Consider the following 16,412-nt stretch of genomic DNA (forward strand, 5'->3'; position numbering starts at 1 on the left):
ATATTTTGCATAAAAAAATGTGAGAACTTTAGGAAATACATATGGAACTCAATCCTACTGAAAAAGATAAACTGCTGATTTTTACAGCGGGTTTAGTTGCAGAACGTCGCAAAGCACGTGGATTAAAACTCAATTATCCTGAATCTATTGCATTTATTTCTGCAGCATTGCTTGAAGGTGCACGAGATGGAATGACTGTCAGTGAGTTGATGCATTTTGGTACCACTTTACTCAGTCGTGATGATGTGATGGAGGGTGTGCCTGAGATGATTGCCGAAGTGCAGGTAGAGGCTACTTTTCCAGATGGCTCGAAGCTCGTCACAGTCCATCAACCGATTGTATAGAGAACACTTCTTCAAAATTAGGATAAGCATATGATCCCTGGCGAAATTATTACACCTGATTGTGATATTGAAATGAATGTTGGTCGTGAAGTACTGAAAATTTCAGTGTCAAATATAGGTGATCGGCCAATTCAAGTGGGTTCACATTTTCATTTTTATGAAGCCAACGATGCTTTGCAATTTGATCGTGAACGTGCCAAAGGTTTTCGTTTAAATATTGCGGCTGGTACAGCGGTTCGGTTTGAACCGGGACAGCGACGTGATGTAGAAATCGTTGCACTGGTCGGAAAACGTGAAGTCTATGGTTTCGCAGGGCGTGTGATGGGTAAGTTGGACTAAAAGGATAATCAAAATGAAAATGTCACGTCGAGCTTATGCTGAAATGTTTGGTCCTACCGTTGGGGATCGAGTACGTTTAGCAGATACCGAACTTTTTATAGAAGTTGAACAAGACCTCACCACCTATGGTGAAGAAGTTAAATTTGGTGGTGGTAAAGTTATTCGCGATGGGATGGGACAATCTCAATTACTTGCAGCAGACGTTGCAGATACGGTGATTACCAATGCATTGATTGTCGATTGGTGGGGGATTATTAAAGCCGATGTGGGATTAAAAAATGGGCGAATTTGGAAAATAGGTAAAGCTGGCAATCCGGATATTCAACCAAATATTACCATTCCACTGGGTGCGGCAACCGAAGTGATTGCCGGAGAAGGGCAAATACTTACAGCAGGTGGAATAGATACCCATATTCACTGGATTTGCCCCCAACAAGTTGAAACAGCGTTAATGTCGGGGACAACGACCATGATTGGTGGTGGTACTGGTCCTGCTGCAGGAACATCGGCAACAACAGTAACACCGGGGCCATGGCATATTTCAACCATACTGCAAGCCATTGATGATTTGCCTATGAATATTGGCTTATTGGGTAAAGGTAATTTGAGCCAACCTGAACCGATTGCGGAGCAGATTAAAGCAGGTGTGGTGGGGCTGAAATTGCATGAAGATTGGGGTTCTACCCCTGCTGCAATTGATAATTGTCTAACTGTAGCAGATGAATATGATGTACAAGTGGCGATTCATACCGATACTTTAAATGAAAGTGGTTTTCTTGAAGAAACACTGGGGGCATTTAAAAATCGTACTATTCACACTTATCATACTGAGGGTGCGGGTGGTGGTCATGCACCTGATATTTTAAAAGCCATTGGTCAAGCAAATGTTTTACCATCTTCAACCAATCCAACCCGCCCCTATACCATCAATACCATTGATGAACACTTAGACATGCTCATGGTCTGCCACCATTTAGATCCAGCGATAGCTGAAGATGTCGCATTTGCTGAGAGTCGTATTCGTCGCGAAACGATTGCAGCAGAAGATATTTTGCAAGATCTCGGCGCAATTTCAATGATGTCTTCTGATTCTCAAGCCATGGGGCGTGTGGGTGAGGTGATTTTACGCACTTGGCAAACGGCGCATAAAATGAAAGTGCAACGTGGGCCATTAGAAGGTGATAATCAGTACCATGATAATAATCGGGTAAAGCGTTATATTGCAAAATATACAATAAATCCCGCCATTACTCATGGTTTAAGCCACGAAATTGGTTCTATAGAAGAAGGGAAACTTGCTGATTTGGTGTTGTGGAAACCCGCGTTTTTTGGGGTAAAGCCATCAATGATCATTAAAGGTGGCATGATTGCGGCAGCGCCAATGGGGGATATTAATGCCTCAATTCCAACACCACAGCCGGTACATTACCGTCCAATGTTTGGGGCGTATCCAAGAGGCGTGCATAATACCTGTATTACTTTCTTGTCACAGGCCGCAATTGAACTTGGTGTTGCTGAAAAATTACAATTAAAGAAGTTAATTTCACCTTGTAAAAATACCAGAAACATCACTAAACAAGACATGAAGCATAATAGCTATTGTCCTGTGATGGATGTGCATCCTGAAACCTATGAAGTTCGTGCAGATGGTGTACATCTAACTTGTGAAGCTGCTGAAGTATTACCAATGGCACAGCGTTATTTCTTGTTTTAATTTTATATATATCAACAGCAACAAGAAGATAAAACTCCTTTCTTATGATAAGAGCGGAGTTTTTCTATTTAAAATCAATAGATCTATACCCAATGCAACCAAAGACAACTTTATTTATTCAAAAAGCTATGTTTAATATTGGGTGGTATAGGTACAGCGATATAACCTTTTTCTTTTTTTTTGAGTTTTATTGATGACGCAATTTTGGTCTAAATTTTTTTCCAAGTTATTTTCTACGTTGTTTTCAAAACCATTGAATCAACAGCAGCGCGAATTGAATAAACATAGGGCTGATTATTCCAATTCAAATATCGGTGTCGCTATTGATTCTGATACGAATGTCATTGGCTTTGCACAAGATCAAATTACTCAGGTAAGTCCTCAAGGCGTGGATTTGATTTGTGGTTTTGAGGGATTAGAGCTTAAAGCTTATGATGATGGTGTCGGGGTTTGTACTATCGGTTATGGAACGACGATTTACCCGCATGGAAAAGCTGTTCAGTATGGTGATACTTGTACCATTGAACAAGCAAAAAACTATATGCAATATGACCTTAGACGTTTTGAGCAAGCAGTAACTGCTGCTGTAAATGTGCCGTTAAATCAAAATCAGTTTGATGCGTTGGTTTCATTGAGCTATAACATTGGGATTGGTGCTTTTAAAAACTCAACCTTATTAAAATTATTGAATGCCTCTGATTATCACGCTGCCAGTCATCAATTTGATGTTTGGATCAAAGCAGGTGGCAAAACAGTACAAGGTTTAGTAAACCGAAGAGCAGTAGAGAAACTCTTATTTAACTCATAATTTTAAACCTCTTTGCTAAATTAAAAAATGATCATCTGGAGTGAATCATATAGCTATAGAAGGTTCCTTCTCCCTTGGGGGAGAAGGCTAGGATGAGGGGGCTTTTATGTTGATTTATGATTTAAAAAAGAGCTGATGAAAAAAGCCTTTTGAAAATGAAGAGGATTTTTAAAATATCAAAAAAGAGAAAAATATAAGGGCCAATTTGATGATTAGAGTATTAAAAATAGCAATTTTTATTGCTTTTATAGGGATGAATAAATTTGCGTATGCTGATGTGCGGTCTGAATTAAATTTAATAAGCCAAGATTTATTAATAGCATGTAAAAATGAAGATGATTATAGACCAATAAAAAATTTGAATAACTTCTTAAATGACTCAAAAGGAAGTGATATTCATGTATATGATCTTATGTTTATATTTAATTCAGATTTTTTACTTTTTATAAAAGATAAAAATTGTGCTTTGGCAGCAAGTAAATTTTCAGCTAATGGTATTTCAATTAAAGAAAAATATTTTAAAGATAAATATCATATAGAGAGAATGTTGGATAATGAAGTTTATAGGCAAGCAGGTTATGCTAATTTAATTGAGTATTCTTGGACGATGGATAACCAAAAATTACAACAAGCTCAAGAAAATTTTAATATTTATTTAAATAGAAATATTATTTCAAAAAATGAGAAAAGCCGATGTGGAGAGTTATGTAAAGATTATGTATATCTAAAAGAAGATCATGGATTTTATCTTCCTCTTCATTATGTAGGTATTTTAATGGCATATCATGATCTATTTCAACATCATTATAAAAATTTTAAAAAAACAGAACAGCAGATCACACAACTTCAAGAAATATCTGATTTAACTAATGATTTTGAAATCAAATATATAAAAAAAACAGGTTTAAATTCTTTCCCCTTCGAAATTGCATCAATTGAAAACTTTAAATTCATTTTTAAAATTGATGATCGAAACATTAAAAATATTTTCTATGCAAAACTAGATGCTTATATAAAATATCGTATTGAAAACAATATTCTTGATGATCGCATGATAGAAAATATATATGAGATTTTAAGCAAAGAAAGCAGATACTTGTACACAAAGGTTGAATATCTAGGTACACATGAGACTAAAAGCAAAAGTGTAACAAGTTATCAATTAGGTCAGCACATTTATAGTTTTATAGTTTCAGACAATAAGTTAAAACTAATTATGGAGCCGATAAATTTTTCTAACTAAAATTCTGGATGATTAATCTTCAAAAATGATGATTAAAATATGAGTTATAAATTGATTGACTAAAAATTATTGATTATTTTTAAAATAAAGGTGAGGTAAGAGAATCTTATGAGTATTTATTTAATCCGTCATGCGCAAAGTTTAGGTAATGTAAACGGTAAAACTGAGTCACATGCAAGTATTCCCTTAACCGAATATGGACATAAACAGGCGCAAAAACTTGTTGATGTTTTACCACCAGCAAAGCAGATTTTTATCTCTCCATTCCTCCGTACACGTCTAACAGCTGAACCAATTTTATTACGAGATCAGATTACCCCTCAAGTTTTGGATATTCAGGAGTTTTCTTACTTATCCGATACGCGATGTAAAAATACCACTTTAGAGGAACGAAAACCTTGGGTCGATGATTATTGGAACCAAGCAGATGTGAACCTAGTGACAAGTGAAGGTGCTGAATCTTTTGCCAATTTTTATCAACGCGTTACGGACTTTATTTCGCACTTGGATTCGTTAAAAGCACACTATCAACATGATCATTTACTGGTATTTAGTCATGGTCAGTTTTTACAGTTATTGAAAATGCTGGTAGAGCAAAAGCGAGAATTATCATCGCAATTAATGCGTGATTTTCGTTATGCATTGTTAAATCATCAATTAGACAATACAGAGTTTTTTATTTTTAAATAAAATGAGAATAACAGCATGAATTTTATAATAAGAAAAATTGCTCTATTGACGGTTTTTATGTTTATACCTGTATCTACATATGCAGATATTGTGGCTTTAAAGTCAGATTTAACTCAATTTGCGCAACCTCTTGAAACAGAATGTAAGGGGCTTGAAAGCTATATGCCTCTTAACATGTTGCATAAATTTTTAAATCGCTCAAATTCTGAAAAAATAGATGTGTATTCGATGGATGTTATTTTTGTTTCAGATTTTTTGGGTTATTTAGAAGATAAAAACTGTGCTTTAGCTGCATCTGATTTCACCATATCGGGCGTTAAAATTTTGAATCAATATCGTGACTTATGGGAGAAAGATTTACCAAAAGAGAGAAAAATCCTGAGATATGAAACCTACCTTGCAGCAGGTGATGCAAGTTTGGTGAAATATAAATGGACACATAAGATTCAATATCTAGATGATGCGTATCAATTTTATATACAGTACTTAGTGACCAATGCAATCAGTCAACAACAAAAACAACAATGTGGGAAAAAATGTGCTGAATACTTAGCTGATGTAAGTAAGACGCAATACTTTAATCTTTATGATTACGCATCTATATCCTATGAATATCAAAAAATTTTTCGTGATATCTATGAACAATATTCACAACAAGATGCAAATTTTTCAGACAATCTCGAAAGTCTGAATCTGGTTTTTGAACGCACTGATCAATTTGAAGTGAGTGCAATTAAAACCACAGGATTAAGCTCAGTAAATAAAGAGGTGGCTTCTTTAAATAATTTTGATCGCATTTTTAGTTCTGGTGATAAAAAACTTATAGAACTTTATACAAAACGTTTAGATCAATATCTACAAAATAGAATCCAGCATAAATTATTAGATGCAGAGATGACGGATAAAATTTATCAATTCTTGTTAAAAGAATCGAATGAAAGTAATACGATGATTGTACGTACTCAGCAGGAAAGTGCTCTTCAACTTAATCAAAGTTTTCAAATTGGAAAACACCACTATATTTTCAATGGGAAAAGTCATCACATGCAGTTAACTTTCCAACCCGTTGACTAAAACATGAGTGAGATTGGCATAAAAACTGCTTGATCATTCACACTAAAAAATGGTGATTGAAAAGTTTAAAGGCGGTTTGAGTGAGTAAAACTTATTTACGTGGGCAAGACTTAATAGACCAAATCCAAAATACTCCCTATTCACGAGATCTCATTGGCTATCACGGTCAAGTACCTAAAGTAGCATGGCCCAATCAAGCCAAAATAGCTGTACAGTTTGTTCTTAACTATGAAGAAGGTGCTGAAAACCATATCGAACATGGTGATGCCAGTTCTGAGCAGTTTTTATCTGATATTGTGGGAGCAGCAAGTTTTCCCGACAAGCATATGTCGATGGATTCGATGTATGAATATGGCGCTCGTGCAGGATTTTGGCGTATTCATCATGAGTTTAAAAAGCGTAACTTACCCATGACTATATTTGGAGTAGGCATGGCGCTGGCACGTAATCCATATATTGTGGAAGCCATTCAACAAGCCCATTATGATGTGGTTTCACACGGACAGCGTTGGCTAAATTACCAAAATATAGATATTGAAACGGAACGTCAGCATATTGATCAAGCAATCAGTATTCTAGAAACCTTATTTGGCAGTACACCAATGGGTTGGTATACAGGGCGAGATAGCCCAAATACGCGTAAATTATTGGCTGAATTTCCACAGATCAAATATGACTGCGATTACTATGGTGATGATTTGCCATTTTGGACAAGTTTAACCAATTTACAAGGCCAAAGCCGCCCGCACCTGATCATTCCATATACTTTAGAAAGTAATGATATGAAGTTCTGCGCGCCTACTGGTTTTAACAGTGGCGAGCAATTTTACCAATATTTAAAAGATGCCTTTGATGTACTTTATGCAGAAGGTGAAACTGAGCCGAAAATGCTATCGATTGGAATGCATTGTCGTATTTTGGGACGTCCCGGTCGTTTTAAAGCATTACAGCGTTTTTTAGATTATATACAGGCACATGAAAAAGTCTGGATCTGTCGTCGTGGCGATATCGCTGAACATTGGTTTAAACACCATCCTGCCGCATAATTGTAGGTATTAGGATGTGGCTTTTAATAAGGTAAGCACTTTATTTTTAATTGAATGCAGTAAAGCGCACAGCAAAGTTTATATAAAAGTGTTTGAAAATTTTAGCGAAATCAAGCATAGGTATTATTCGTGAAAATAGAAGAATTTAATCAAGCATCATCAGAAGAGCTTACAACCTTGCTCAAGCATTGTGTGCACATTCAACGTTGGTCAGATGAAATTTTGTCACAACGTCCATTTGTCAACACTCAAGCATTAATGGATTTTGCAAAAGCACAAGCCTCAACTTGGACATGGTTAGAAATTGCAAATGCATTAGCGACACACCCACGGATCGGTGAAAAAAAGGCTCAGGCTATGCTGAGTGAAAAAGAGCAAGAATTTTCTCATCAAGAGCAATCAGCAATAAAACAGAGCACTGAAACACAACATGCTTTATTGCAAGGCAATATTGCTTATGAAAAGAAATTTGGTCATATTTTTTTAATTCGTGCTATGGGCTTAGATCAGACTGAAATTCTACAAGCACTGAAATATCGTTTATTAAATGATCCTGAAACAGAACAGCGTATTGTTAAACAACAACTTGGTGAAATTGCAATGTTAAGACTCAATCAAGAACTGAATAAAAATGAAAGCTTAAATGATTGATTGCATTAAAATAATGTTTAGAAAGGAAATAACATGATCAGTACCCATATCTTAGACACGCATCTTGGCAAGCCTGCCGTAAATGTTCTGATAAAATTATTGGATAGCCAAGACAATATTGTTGCAGAATCAAGGACCAATGAAGATGGGCGGGTAGCAGATTTTAATTTAAGTGGCATTAAAACAGGGGATTATAGTTTGGTTTTTTATACAGCTGAATATTTTGACCGTTTAGCCTTAGCAACGTTTTTCCCAAGAGTTGTGATTCATTTTTCAGTCCTTGATATTGCACAACATTATCATATTCCTCTATTAATTAGCCCTTTTGCTTATTCCACGTATCGTGGAAGCTAGCTTTTATAGAACTAGATTTATAGAACTCGTTTTTTTCATGATTTTAAGGCCCATTGATTTGGGCTTTTTTATGAAATTTTGACCAAGTGTAAAAAATTGGCTTTGTTTTTGCTTATTCACGCAGGTGTTTACCGCTATTTCTGATGGGGAATTTATACAATGAAATTAACACAATTTGCTGCGCTTTCAACTTTCGTTTGCACCGCTTTTAGTACTCATGCTGCGCCTATTTGGCAAGACTTTAGCATTACTGGATTATATGGAAAAAATTATGAATTAATTGCTCGGGAAGATGACCAATCGACCATTACTTTTGAATATGCAGCCAAATTAAAATATGGGGACTTCTTTGCATTTGCGGATCGTACCAATAATGATGTTTCAGGCAATGAAACCTATTTTGAAGTTTCACCACGATTGAGCTTAGGCGCGATTTCAGGGCATAAGTTGGAAGCAGGGCCAATCAAAGACGTTCTTATTGCCACAACATGGGAAGGCGGTGAAGGATTTAATAATTATCTGTATGGGATCGGGGTAGATTTAGCGATTCCATATTTCCAATATGCACAATTAAACTTTTATAAAGCAGACAATTACAAGAACACAAATGATGATTATCAGCTGACTTTTGTTTTTGGTGTGCCTTTCAAAATTGCATCAGAAGATTTTCTTGTTGATGGTTTTCTGGATTGGTCAACGGCTGAAGATGATCATGCCAGTGAGTTAAACTGGACCACCCAGTGGAAATGGAATGCGGGTAAACATATTTCACCAGATACGAAATTGTATTTAGGTGTTGAATATTCCGTTTGGAATAATAAATATGGAATTTCAGGTAAAGATGAAAATAATGTCAGTGCCTTAATTAAATATCATTTTTAAAATGATCTTTATCTGATCATGTTTTTAAATGCATGATAGGATTGAGATAAGCTTAAGATAAATTTTCCAAACCAGCGCAACACAGAATAATGTTGTGCTGTTTTTTTTTAACAACATAGGGTGAAGTCTTATCTCAACACTCTTCAGCACTTTTAGTGTGAATGTTTTGATCCATGCATTTTTTATTTGCTGTTATGAAATGGTGATTATAAGGTCAGGATAATATTTTCATTAAAGTGAAAAACATCGCAATTGTGACCCTCACCAATCCGATCGATTACAGCAAAGTCGCTGGGTGCTTCAAGCGTCAATAACGGATGATGCCAAGTGCCTGCACGATAGTTTACAGCCTGTTGGCCATTGCTTATAAAGGCATAAATATGATCAAGATCAGGTTGATCCTGATCTAAAGCCGCTGCAACAACAACCAAGAAGGATTGACCTTGCATCGGGATAAATGCCTGTGAACCGATAGGATGGCGTTCAAGCATTTGAATTTCACAAGGCACTTGGGTTTTTTGAATATTACGGAAAATACTTAATCCGACTTCAGCATTAGCCGCTTGAGCCAAGGATAAAGCATGATAGCGTTCCGTATGCGCGCCATTGATATGGAAAAAGTCATTGCCAGCACAGGCTATGACCTCACCAAATGCTGCAAAAGCTTCAGCAGTTAATGGCTGAATTTGGATGTATTTCATAAAATCACTCTGCAATTTTACCCCATAATCGGATACGGCTAATGCCACCGTCTGGAATCATATTGACACGAATATGTGAAATTTTTTCATGTTTTAAAATGTCTGCTACATAATCATGAATATGGTCCATTTGCATATCCTGAGCATTGAGTAGAAATGGCCAAAACATACTTTGCGGAATCAATTGTGGATCAGTGGCATTTTCAATATATATCGCCTGAATCGATACTTGAGCGGGGAAATTACCTTTAAAATGTGCGGTATCGATTTCAATTTTTTCAATTACACCACTTTGACCGAGTGCCAAAATACACCAGTCAAATCCAGGTGCACGGCGGCGTTTGGTTTCCCAACCATCCCCCATATTGATCCCACGATTCGGATTGATCAAATTACGAGGATGACCAAAATGGGCATCACTATAGGCAATCACGCGTCCACCATTTTCAAGTGCCAGTAAATCTAATGTACGTTGGCGATCTTGAATCTGTATTTGCACTTCACCATAGACGCGAAATCGTGCAATACCACCATCAGGAAAAATATTTAAGCGTACATGGGTAAAGACTGCTGAATTTTTAATGTCAAAAATATGATGTTGGCTGGGGCCAAGAACAGAATTATCTAGAATGGGCTGCCATAGTGCATTGCTTAAGTCCCCATTTGGTGCATAACAGGCTTCAATTGAAGCAGAAGCAGGGTAATTCCCCGTAAAAAAAGTGGTATCAATATCAAATGCTGTAATTTTTCCAGCAACACCTAATTTAACAATTGCCCAGTCATAGCCTGCATGGCGTTTACGGCGGGTTTCCCATCCATCCATCCATTTGCCGTGATCATCAAATTTATCTTCTACAAAAATGGGTGGATTAAATTGCAACATTCGTTGTGCTTCTGCAAAAAAATCATCTGAACATTCAAGTACTTTTGTACCAATTCGGGGATCTGCCAAATTGCTGTATTGTTGCAAATGTGCAGGAAGCTCAAAACTTGGTGCAAGTAAAGTTGCCATATTTATTTACCATTCATATTACGATTCATATCATTTTATTGATTGATATCAGCACTTAAAGTTCAATAAGCACTCATAAAAACAATATCTTAGCGTCCTCATCATGCATAGCCTATGCCAACTTTGCTTAAGGAATGTTGTGATTTTTATATAAATGGCACGTTTTTAGCATTTTAGTCATAAGTGTTAAAGAAACAGACAGAGGAGAAATAGATGGAGATTACTATTATCGGTGCAGGTATGGGGGGATTAACCGCAGGTATTGCACTAAAAAAATTCGGACATACGGTCACCATCTATGAACAAACTGAACAAATTCTAGCTGTAGGTGCTGCTATTTCTTTATGGTCAAATGGTGTTAAGTGTTTAAACTATTTAGGCTTAACGGATCAAGTTGCTAAACTTGGTGGTCAAATGGATCATTTAGCCTATATCGATGGCTTAACTGGTGAGCACATGACTCAGTTTAGTTTAATGCCTTTGATTGAAGAGGTTGGGCAACGGCCTTATCCAGTTTCCCGTGCAGATTTACAAAACATGTTGATGGATGAATTTGGCCGTGAGGATATTCATCTTGGGAAAAAAATGGTTGCACTAGAACAAGTAGATCAACACATAAAAGTTCAGTTTTCAGATGGCAGTGAAGTCACCACAGCATTGTTAATTGGTGCTGATGGAACACATTCGCTGACGCGCCAATATGTACTGGGTGAACAGGTTGAACGTCGTTATGCAGGTTATGTTAATTGGAATGGCTTAGTCGAAATTTCAGATAAATTTGCCCAAGCAGATCAATGGACCACCTTTGTTGGAGAGGGAAAACGTGTTTCGCTTATGCCAGTGGCAGAGCAACGGTTTTACTTCTTTTTTGATGTGCCATTGCCTGTAGGTTTAGAAAACAGTAAAGCCCAATATAAAACACTCTTTAAACAATATTTTAAGGACTGGTGCCAGCCCGTTCAAAACTTAATTGAAGCGATTGATGAGCAAAAAACCAATCGAGTAGAAATTCATGATATTGAACCTTTTACCCAGTTTTATAAAGGGCGGGTGGTGATTATGGGGGATGCAGCTCACAGTACTACGCCTGATATTGGTCAAGGCGGTTGCCAAGCCATGGAAGATGCAATTTACTTAGCACGCGCTTTGCAAATCAATACATTAGGCTTAGAGGATGCCTTAAAACGTTATCAAAATAAACGTAATGAGCGTGCCAATGAGCTGGTATTACGTGCACGTAAGCGCTGTGATGTGACCCATATGAAAGATGAGGCCGTGACCGAAGCGTGGTATCAAGACTTACGTCAAGAACAAGGCCCACATATTATGCGTGGCATTATCAGCAATATTATCGGAAATCCTTTAGATTAAATGTTGCTAGGTCGATGCTGAATTTAAATTACTGAATCTAAATTCAGCATCGGAAATCTAATGCTTTTGATTCATATATGTTTAGGGAGTTATTGTTAGTCATCACTCAGCTACACGTCTTTGCTTTGTTGCTTAAGGGGCTGTTGTTCATTTCTTTAAATCAATGATTTGTATTACAACATACCCAAACCTGATTATTGATAAGGGATCAGCTTGAGCTTAAATGCTTCGATTTGTTCAATAAGATGCTTAATCATAATTTGCGATACGCGTGAAAGTTGTCGTTTGGGCGCAACACATAAAGCCAGTGTTAATGGATATAAACCCTTTTCTCGAATCGGCTTAAAAACCAGCTCGTCACGCTCTAAATATGGATATGCATCAATAAATGACAATAAACCAATGCCTAAATTCTTTTGAATTAATGACATAATCATTCGAATGTCATTACAATCTAAGTGCTGCTGTGGGCTAAATTTATGGTGCTTATACAAGGTCTGCACATAATCATGAATAATTAAAGGAGCGCCAGGAATTAAGTGTTTATCGTTGACACTATCTGACAAATAAACTTTCTCATTTTTTGTTAAAGGGTGATCTTTAGGTAAAACAAAACCGATTGGGATTTCGACAAAAGATAAAACCTCTAATTGATGATGGCCTTTCGGGTTTAATAAAATTCCAAAGTCAATTTCAGCATCCATAATCATATTTGACACAGTTTCACTGTCTTGGATATGAAAATTAAAATTAATCCAAGGGTAGTTGTCATACATATATTGAATTGAATCTAAAACGAAGCCATCACTAAGTGCAGAAATCAATCCGCAGCCAATTGTTCCCCGAGAAAGCCCTTGGATTTCATCAAAACGATTACGGGTTAATTGAAATTCTTTTTGCCACTTAATCAAATCCGCATAGAGTAACTCTCCAGCAAGCGTCAGTTTTAATCCACTGGGTAAACGTTCAAACAGATCAATGCCAAACTCTTCCTCAGCGAGTGCGATTTGACGATGTACCGCTGATACGGAAATATAGAGTTGATCTGCTGCTTTTCTTAAGCTGCCTGTCTTGGCAACGGCAATAAAATAATCTGAAAATCGTGAAAAAGTTGTATTCACAGGCATATGGGCTGTCCATTATTTATATTTCACGGACTTATTCCTAAGCAATGAAAATCAAGGAAATTTAAAACTCGCTAAAATCACAGATCACTAAGCGATTTTTATGCCAATGATGAGTTTTTTTTAAATAATTTTCAGATAGGTGTTCTATTTTTTAGAACGAGATAAGCAAAACATTCTAATAGACAGAATTAGACAAAATTCGTAATTTAAAACTCAGCCATGATTTTAGCTGAGCGTTATGCTGAAATCACAGCATAAGATCATGACATTAAATATATATTCTGTGAGTTTCGTATGAATGCAATTCCAGTTCTGAACTTATTTAGTCAACCACAATGTAGTGGTTTTGAGCCTAAAGACTGGGAAATACTTGCTCAGCATTGGTATCCTGTCGCACGTGAGCAAGATGTCACAACAGACCCACAGCAAGTACAACTCCTCGATGTGAAAATGGCGCTTTATCAAACTGCAAGTGGTGCGATTCAGTTGGTGCGTGATATTTGTCCGCACCGTGGTGTACCACTCAGCAAAGGTTGGGTGCAAGGTGAAGAGATTGTCTGTCCCTATCACGGATTGCATTACAACACAGCAGGTCAATGTACAAAAATTCCAGCACAACCAGACCTGACAAATATTTCAGAGCGCTTTAGTCTCACCAAATTTCCTGTAGTGTTAAAATATGGTTTGGTTTGGACAAGTTTATTTAGTCGTGATGAAAGCTATGCAAACTTTCCAATATTAGACACTTGGGATGATCCTGAGCATCAGCCTGTACTGCCACCATTTGTAGACATTGCAGGCTCAAGCGGGCGGCAATTGGAAGGCTTTATTGATGTCGCACATTTTGCTTGGGTACATCAGCAGTCTTTTGCTGATGCTGAAAATCCTGTTGTACCCAAATACACCACTGAGCGTACAGACTATGGTTTACATACTGAATATGTCAGTAATGTGAGCAATTACCCACATGGCTTACAGCATCTGGCACCAGAGGATTTTTTATGGAAACGAATTTTTGATGTTTACCCACCATTTTCAGCAGTATTAAAGGTTGAATTTCCACGTGAGGGTGTGTTGAAAATTTTAAATGCCTGCTGTCCTGTATCACATAACAAAACCCGCTTATTTGTACCACTGACCCGTAATTTTGATACCACAGGTGACTTGCAGGCAGTTTACGATTTTAATGCGCAAATTTTTGCAGAAGATCAGGACATGGTAGAGAGTCAAAAACCAGAAGAGCTTCCATTAGATATTACAATGGAAGCACATTTTGAAGCAGATCGTTCATCTACAACTTATCGTCGAATATTGGCAGAATGGGGGCTAAGCAAACGCTATATTGTATAAATTTTCCTTATAGCATCAGGAGCACTCAATCTTTCTTTTGACGGATTCAGTGCTCTTTTGGATTTACAATTGAATCCATGTGGTTTTTAACTGTGTAAATTTATCAATCGCATGTAAAGATAAATCACGGCCATAACCTGACTGTTTATATCCTCCAAATGGAGTACTGACATCTAAAGCATCTACTGTATTGATAGAAACGGTGCCAACTAAAAGTTGTTTAGACAGAAGAATTGCTTTCTGAATATCTTGGGTCCAAATTGAGGCAGCTAATCCATAAATGGAGTGATTGGCAAGTTCAATTGCTTCTTCTTGGGTTTCAAAAGTTGTGATTGAAACCACAGGACCAAAAACTTCGTCATGAAAGATTTTAAAATCAGGATTGACACCCGTTAAAATGGTTGGTGCCACATAGGTGGCTGGATCTAAAGCAGCATCTAAATCAAACGGAATAATATGAGATTGCGCACCTTGAGCCTTGGCTTGATCAATAGCAGCTCTGACATTATCTGCATGTTGACGATCAATTAAACAGCCCATCGTGGTATTGGGATCTAGAGGATCTCCAATCTTAAGTGTTTTGGCTTTGGCTATAAATTTCTCTATAAATTGTTGTGAAATGCTTTTTTCTAATAAAATCCGTGAATTTGCCGAGCACACTTCACCTTGATTATAAAATGCACCAAAAATAGCCTTATCGACCGCTTTATCTAAATCAGCATCAGCAAAAATTATATTGGCACTTTTCCCACCTGTTTCTGGCCAAACAGGTTTCATATTCGATTCAGCAGAATAAGCCAAAAACTTTTTTGCCGTTTCAGTCGATCCTGTAAAGACTAAACAATCAACATCTGGATGGCGTCCAAGTGCTTGACCTGTGATATGTCCTAAGCCAGTAACTACTTGTAATACACCATCTGGAATCCCAGCTTGTTTTGCGAGTTCAGCGAGTTTTAATGCAGTAAAGGGTGATTGTTCTGCGGGTTTTAATACAACACAATTTCCTGTCGCTAAGGCAGGTGCAAGTTTCCAACTTGCCAAATCAAGCGGAAAGTTCCACGGGACCACAGCAGCGACAACGCCTATGGGTTCACGACTGACCATCGCCAGTTGGTCTACACTTGTAGGGGCAATTTCATCATAAATTTTATCAATACTTTCTGCATACCATTCAAAGCAAGATGCTGCACCTGGAATATCAACATGCAGTGAATCCTGAATCGGTTTACCTACATTGAGGGTTTCAAGTAAGGCAAGCTCTTCAGCATTTTCACGAATAAGTTCAGCAAGCTTTTTGAGTATTTGCTTACGTTCACGTGGCACTAACCGAGACCAGACACCACTGTTAAAGGTCTTTCTCGCATGTTGGACTGCTTGTTCAACGTCATTGGCATCACATGCTGACATATTGACTAAAAACTCAGCAGTGGCTGGATTTGATACTTTATAGGTCTGCGTGGTGTTGAAAAATTGTCCGGCTATAAAGGCATAACTTGGCAGTGTTATCTGCACACGATGTTCTAGCCAATCCTGTTTTAGTTTCATTCATCTTCCTTAAAATTTTAGCGATAGAGTAGGTTTAACCGTATTATTTTTCGCCAATTTTGTGAATTTGTTTTATACAAGCCTTGGGTTTAGAAAAAACAAATAGACTTCTTTCACCAGTCCTTTTTAAAAGCATAAATCATCTTAAAAGCGCCCTCATC

At 37.1% G+C, this 16,412-nt stretch carries 17 protein-coding genes; 13 read left to right on the plus strand and 4 right to left on the minus strand.

Features of this window, described 5'->3' with window-relative positions:
- The first annotated feature begins 41 nt into the window (after positions 1-41).
- From ureA to AC07WY_RS01415, 11 genes are all read left to right on the plus strand, one after another.
- Complete coding sequence (ureA, locus tag AC07WY_RS01365) at positions 42-344, plus strand: urease subunit gamma (RefSeq protein ID WP_004720298.1); 303 nt, start codon at positions 42-44, stop codon at positions 342-344.
- 30 nt (positions 345-374) lie between these two features.
- Positions 375-683, plus strand: coding sequence for an urease subunit beta (locus AC07WY_RS01370; protein ID WP_151801394.1), 309 nt, complete (start codon positions 375-377; stop codon positions 681-683).
- Positions 684-696: 13 nt separating this feature from the next.
- Positions 697-2,397 carry an urease subunit alpha gene (ureC, locus tag AC07WY_RS01375; RefSeq protein ID WP_494735541.1) on the plus strand — a complete coding sequence of 567 codons (1,701 nt, stop codon included), beginning with the start codon at positions 697-699 and terminating at the stop codon, positions 2,395-2,397.
- A gap of 193 nt (positions 2,398-2,590) precedes the next feature.
- Positions 2,591-3,205: a lysozyme gene (locus AC07WY_RS01380; protein WP_262086110.1), complete on the plus strand. Its 615-nt coding sequence runs from the start codon at positions 2,591-2,593 to the stop codon at positions 3,203-3,205.
- Between the two features lie 208 nt (positions 3,206-3,413).
- Positions 3,414-4,448 carry a hypothetical protein gene (locus AC07WY_RS01385; RefSeq protein WP_262086109.1) on the plus strand — a complete coding sequence of 345 codons (1,035 nt, stop codon included), beginning with the start codon at positions 3,414-3,416 and terminating at the stop codon, positions 4,446-4,448.
- Between the two features lie 108 nt (positions 4,449-4,556).
- Positions 4,557-5,138: a histidine phosphatase family protein gene (locus AC07WY_RS01390; RefSeq protein ID WP_004720306.1), complete on the plus strand. Its 582-nt coding sequence runs from the start codon at positions 4,557-4,559 to the stop codon at positions 5,136-5,138.
- Between the two features lie 15 nt (positions 5,139-5,153).
- Positions 5,154-6,212, plus strand: coding sequence for a hypothetical protein (locus AC07WY_RS01395; RefSeq protein ID WP_494735542.1), 1,059 nt, complete (start codon positions 5,154-5,156; stop codon positions 6,210-6,212).
- Positions 6,213-6,292: 80 nt separating this feature from the next.
- Positions 6,293-7,258, plus strand: a complete 966-nt coding sequence (puuE, locus tag AC07WY_RS01400) for an allantoinase PuuE (protein WP_494735543.1) — start codon at positions 6,293-6,295, stop codon at positions 7,256-7,258.
- A 129-nt stretch (positions 7,259-7,387) separates the two neighbouring features.
- Positions 7,388-7,909, plus strand: a complete 522-nt coding sequence (uraD, locus tag AC07WY_RS01405) for a 2-oxo-4-hydroxy-4-carboxy-5-ureidoimidazoline decarboxylase (protein WP_494735544.1) — start codon at positions 7,388-7,390, stop codon at positions 7,907-7,909.
- A gap of 33 nt (positions 7,910-7,942) precedes the next feature.
- Positions 7,943-8,263, plus strand: a complete 321-nt coding sequence (gene uraH, locus AC07WY_RS01410; RefSeq protein WP_494735545.1) for a hydroxyisourate hydrolase — start codon at positions 7,943-7,945, stop codon at positions 8,261-8,263.
- 159 nt (positions 8,264-8,422) lie between these two features.
- Positions 8,423-9,145: an outer membrane protein OmpK gene (locus AC07WY_RS01415; protein ID WP_105712585.1), complete on the plus strand. Its 723-nt coding sequence runs from the start codon at positions 8,423-8,425 to the stop codon at positions 9,143-9,145.
- 206 nt (positions 9,146-9,351) lie between these two features.
- On the opposite strand, the gene AC07WY_RS01420 is transcribed toward AC07WY_RS01415, so the two are convergent.
- Both AC07WY_RS01420 and alc read right to left on the minus strand, forming a co-directional pair.
- A complete protein-coding gene (locus AC07WY_RS01420; RefSeq protein ID WP_494735546.1) occupies positions 9,352-9,846 on the minus strand; it encodes an ureidoglycolate lyase in 495 nt (164 codons plus the stop codon).
- Positions 9,847-9,850: 4 nt separating this feature from the next.
- Complete coding sequence (gene alc / locus AC07WY_RS01425) at positions 9,851-10,858, minus strand: allantoicase (RefSeq protein ID WP_151957778.1); 1,008 nt, start codon at positions 10,856-10,858, stop codon at positions 9,851-9,853.
- A 213-nt stretch (positions 10,859-11,071) separates the two neighbouring features.
- On the opposite strand from alc, the gene hpxO reads away from it, so the two are divergent.
- On the plus strand, positions 11,072-12,229 hold the full coding sequence (hpxO, locus tag AC07WY_RS01430) for an FAD-dependent urate hydroxylase HpxO (RefSeq protein ID WP_494735547.1): 1,158 nt from the start codon (positions 11,072-11,074) through the stop codon (positions 12,227-12,229).
- 194 nt (positions 12,230-12,423) lie between these two features.
- On the opposite strand, the gene AC07WY_RS01435 is transcribed toward hpxO, so the two are convergent.
- The gene (locus tag AC07WY_RS01435) at positions 12,424-13,356 is read right to left on the minus strand and encodes a LysR family transcriptional regulator (RefSeq protein ID WP_494735548.1); all 933 of its coding nucleotides are present in this window, start codon (positions 13,354-13,356) and stop codon (positions 12,424-12,426) included.
- 294 nt (positions 13,357-13,650) lie between these two features.
- On the opposite strand from AC07WY_RS01435, the gene AC07WY_RS01440 reads away from it, so the two are divergent.
- On the plus strand, positions 13,651-14,706 hold the full coding sequence (locus tag AC07WY_RS01440) for a Rieske 2Fe-2S domain-containing protein (RefSeq protein ID WP_494735549.1): 1,056 nt from the start codon (positions 13,651-13,653) through the stop codon (positions 14,704-14,706).
- 63 nt (positions 14,707-14,769) lie between these two features.
- Here the strand turns inward: AC07WY_RS01440 and AC07WY_RS01445 are convergent, their stop codons facing one another.
- The gene (locus AC07WY_RS01445) at positions 14,770-16,251 is read right to left on the minus strand and encodes an aldehyde dehydrogenase (protein WP_494735550.1); all 1,482 of its coding nucleotides are present in this window, start codon (positions 16,249-16,251) and stop codon (positions 14,770-14,772) included.
- Positions 16,252-16,412: the final 161 nt, after the last annotated feature.

The organism is Acinetobacter sp. GW821-FHT01C12 (genome assembly GCF_059422625.1).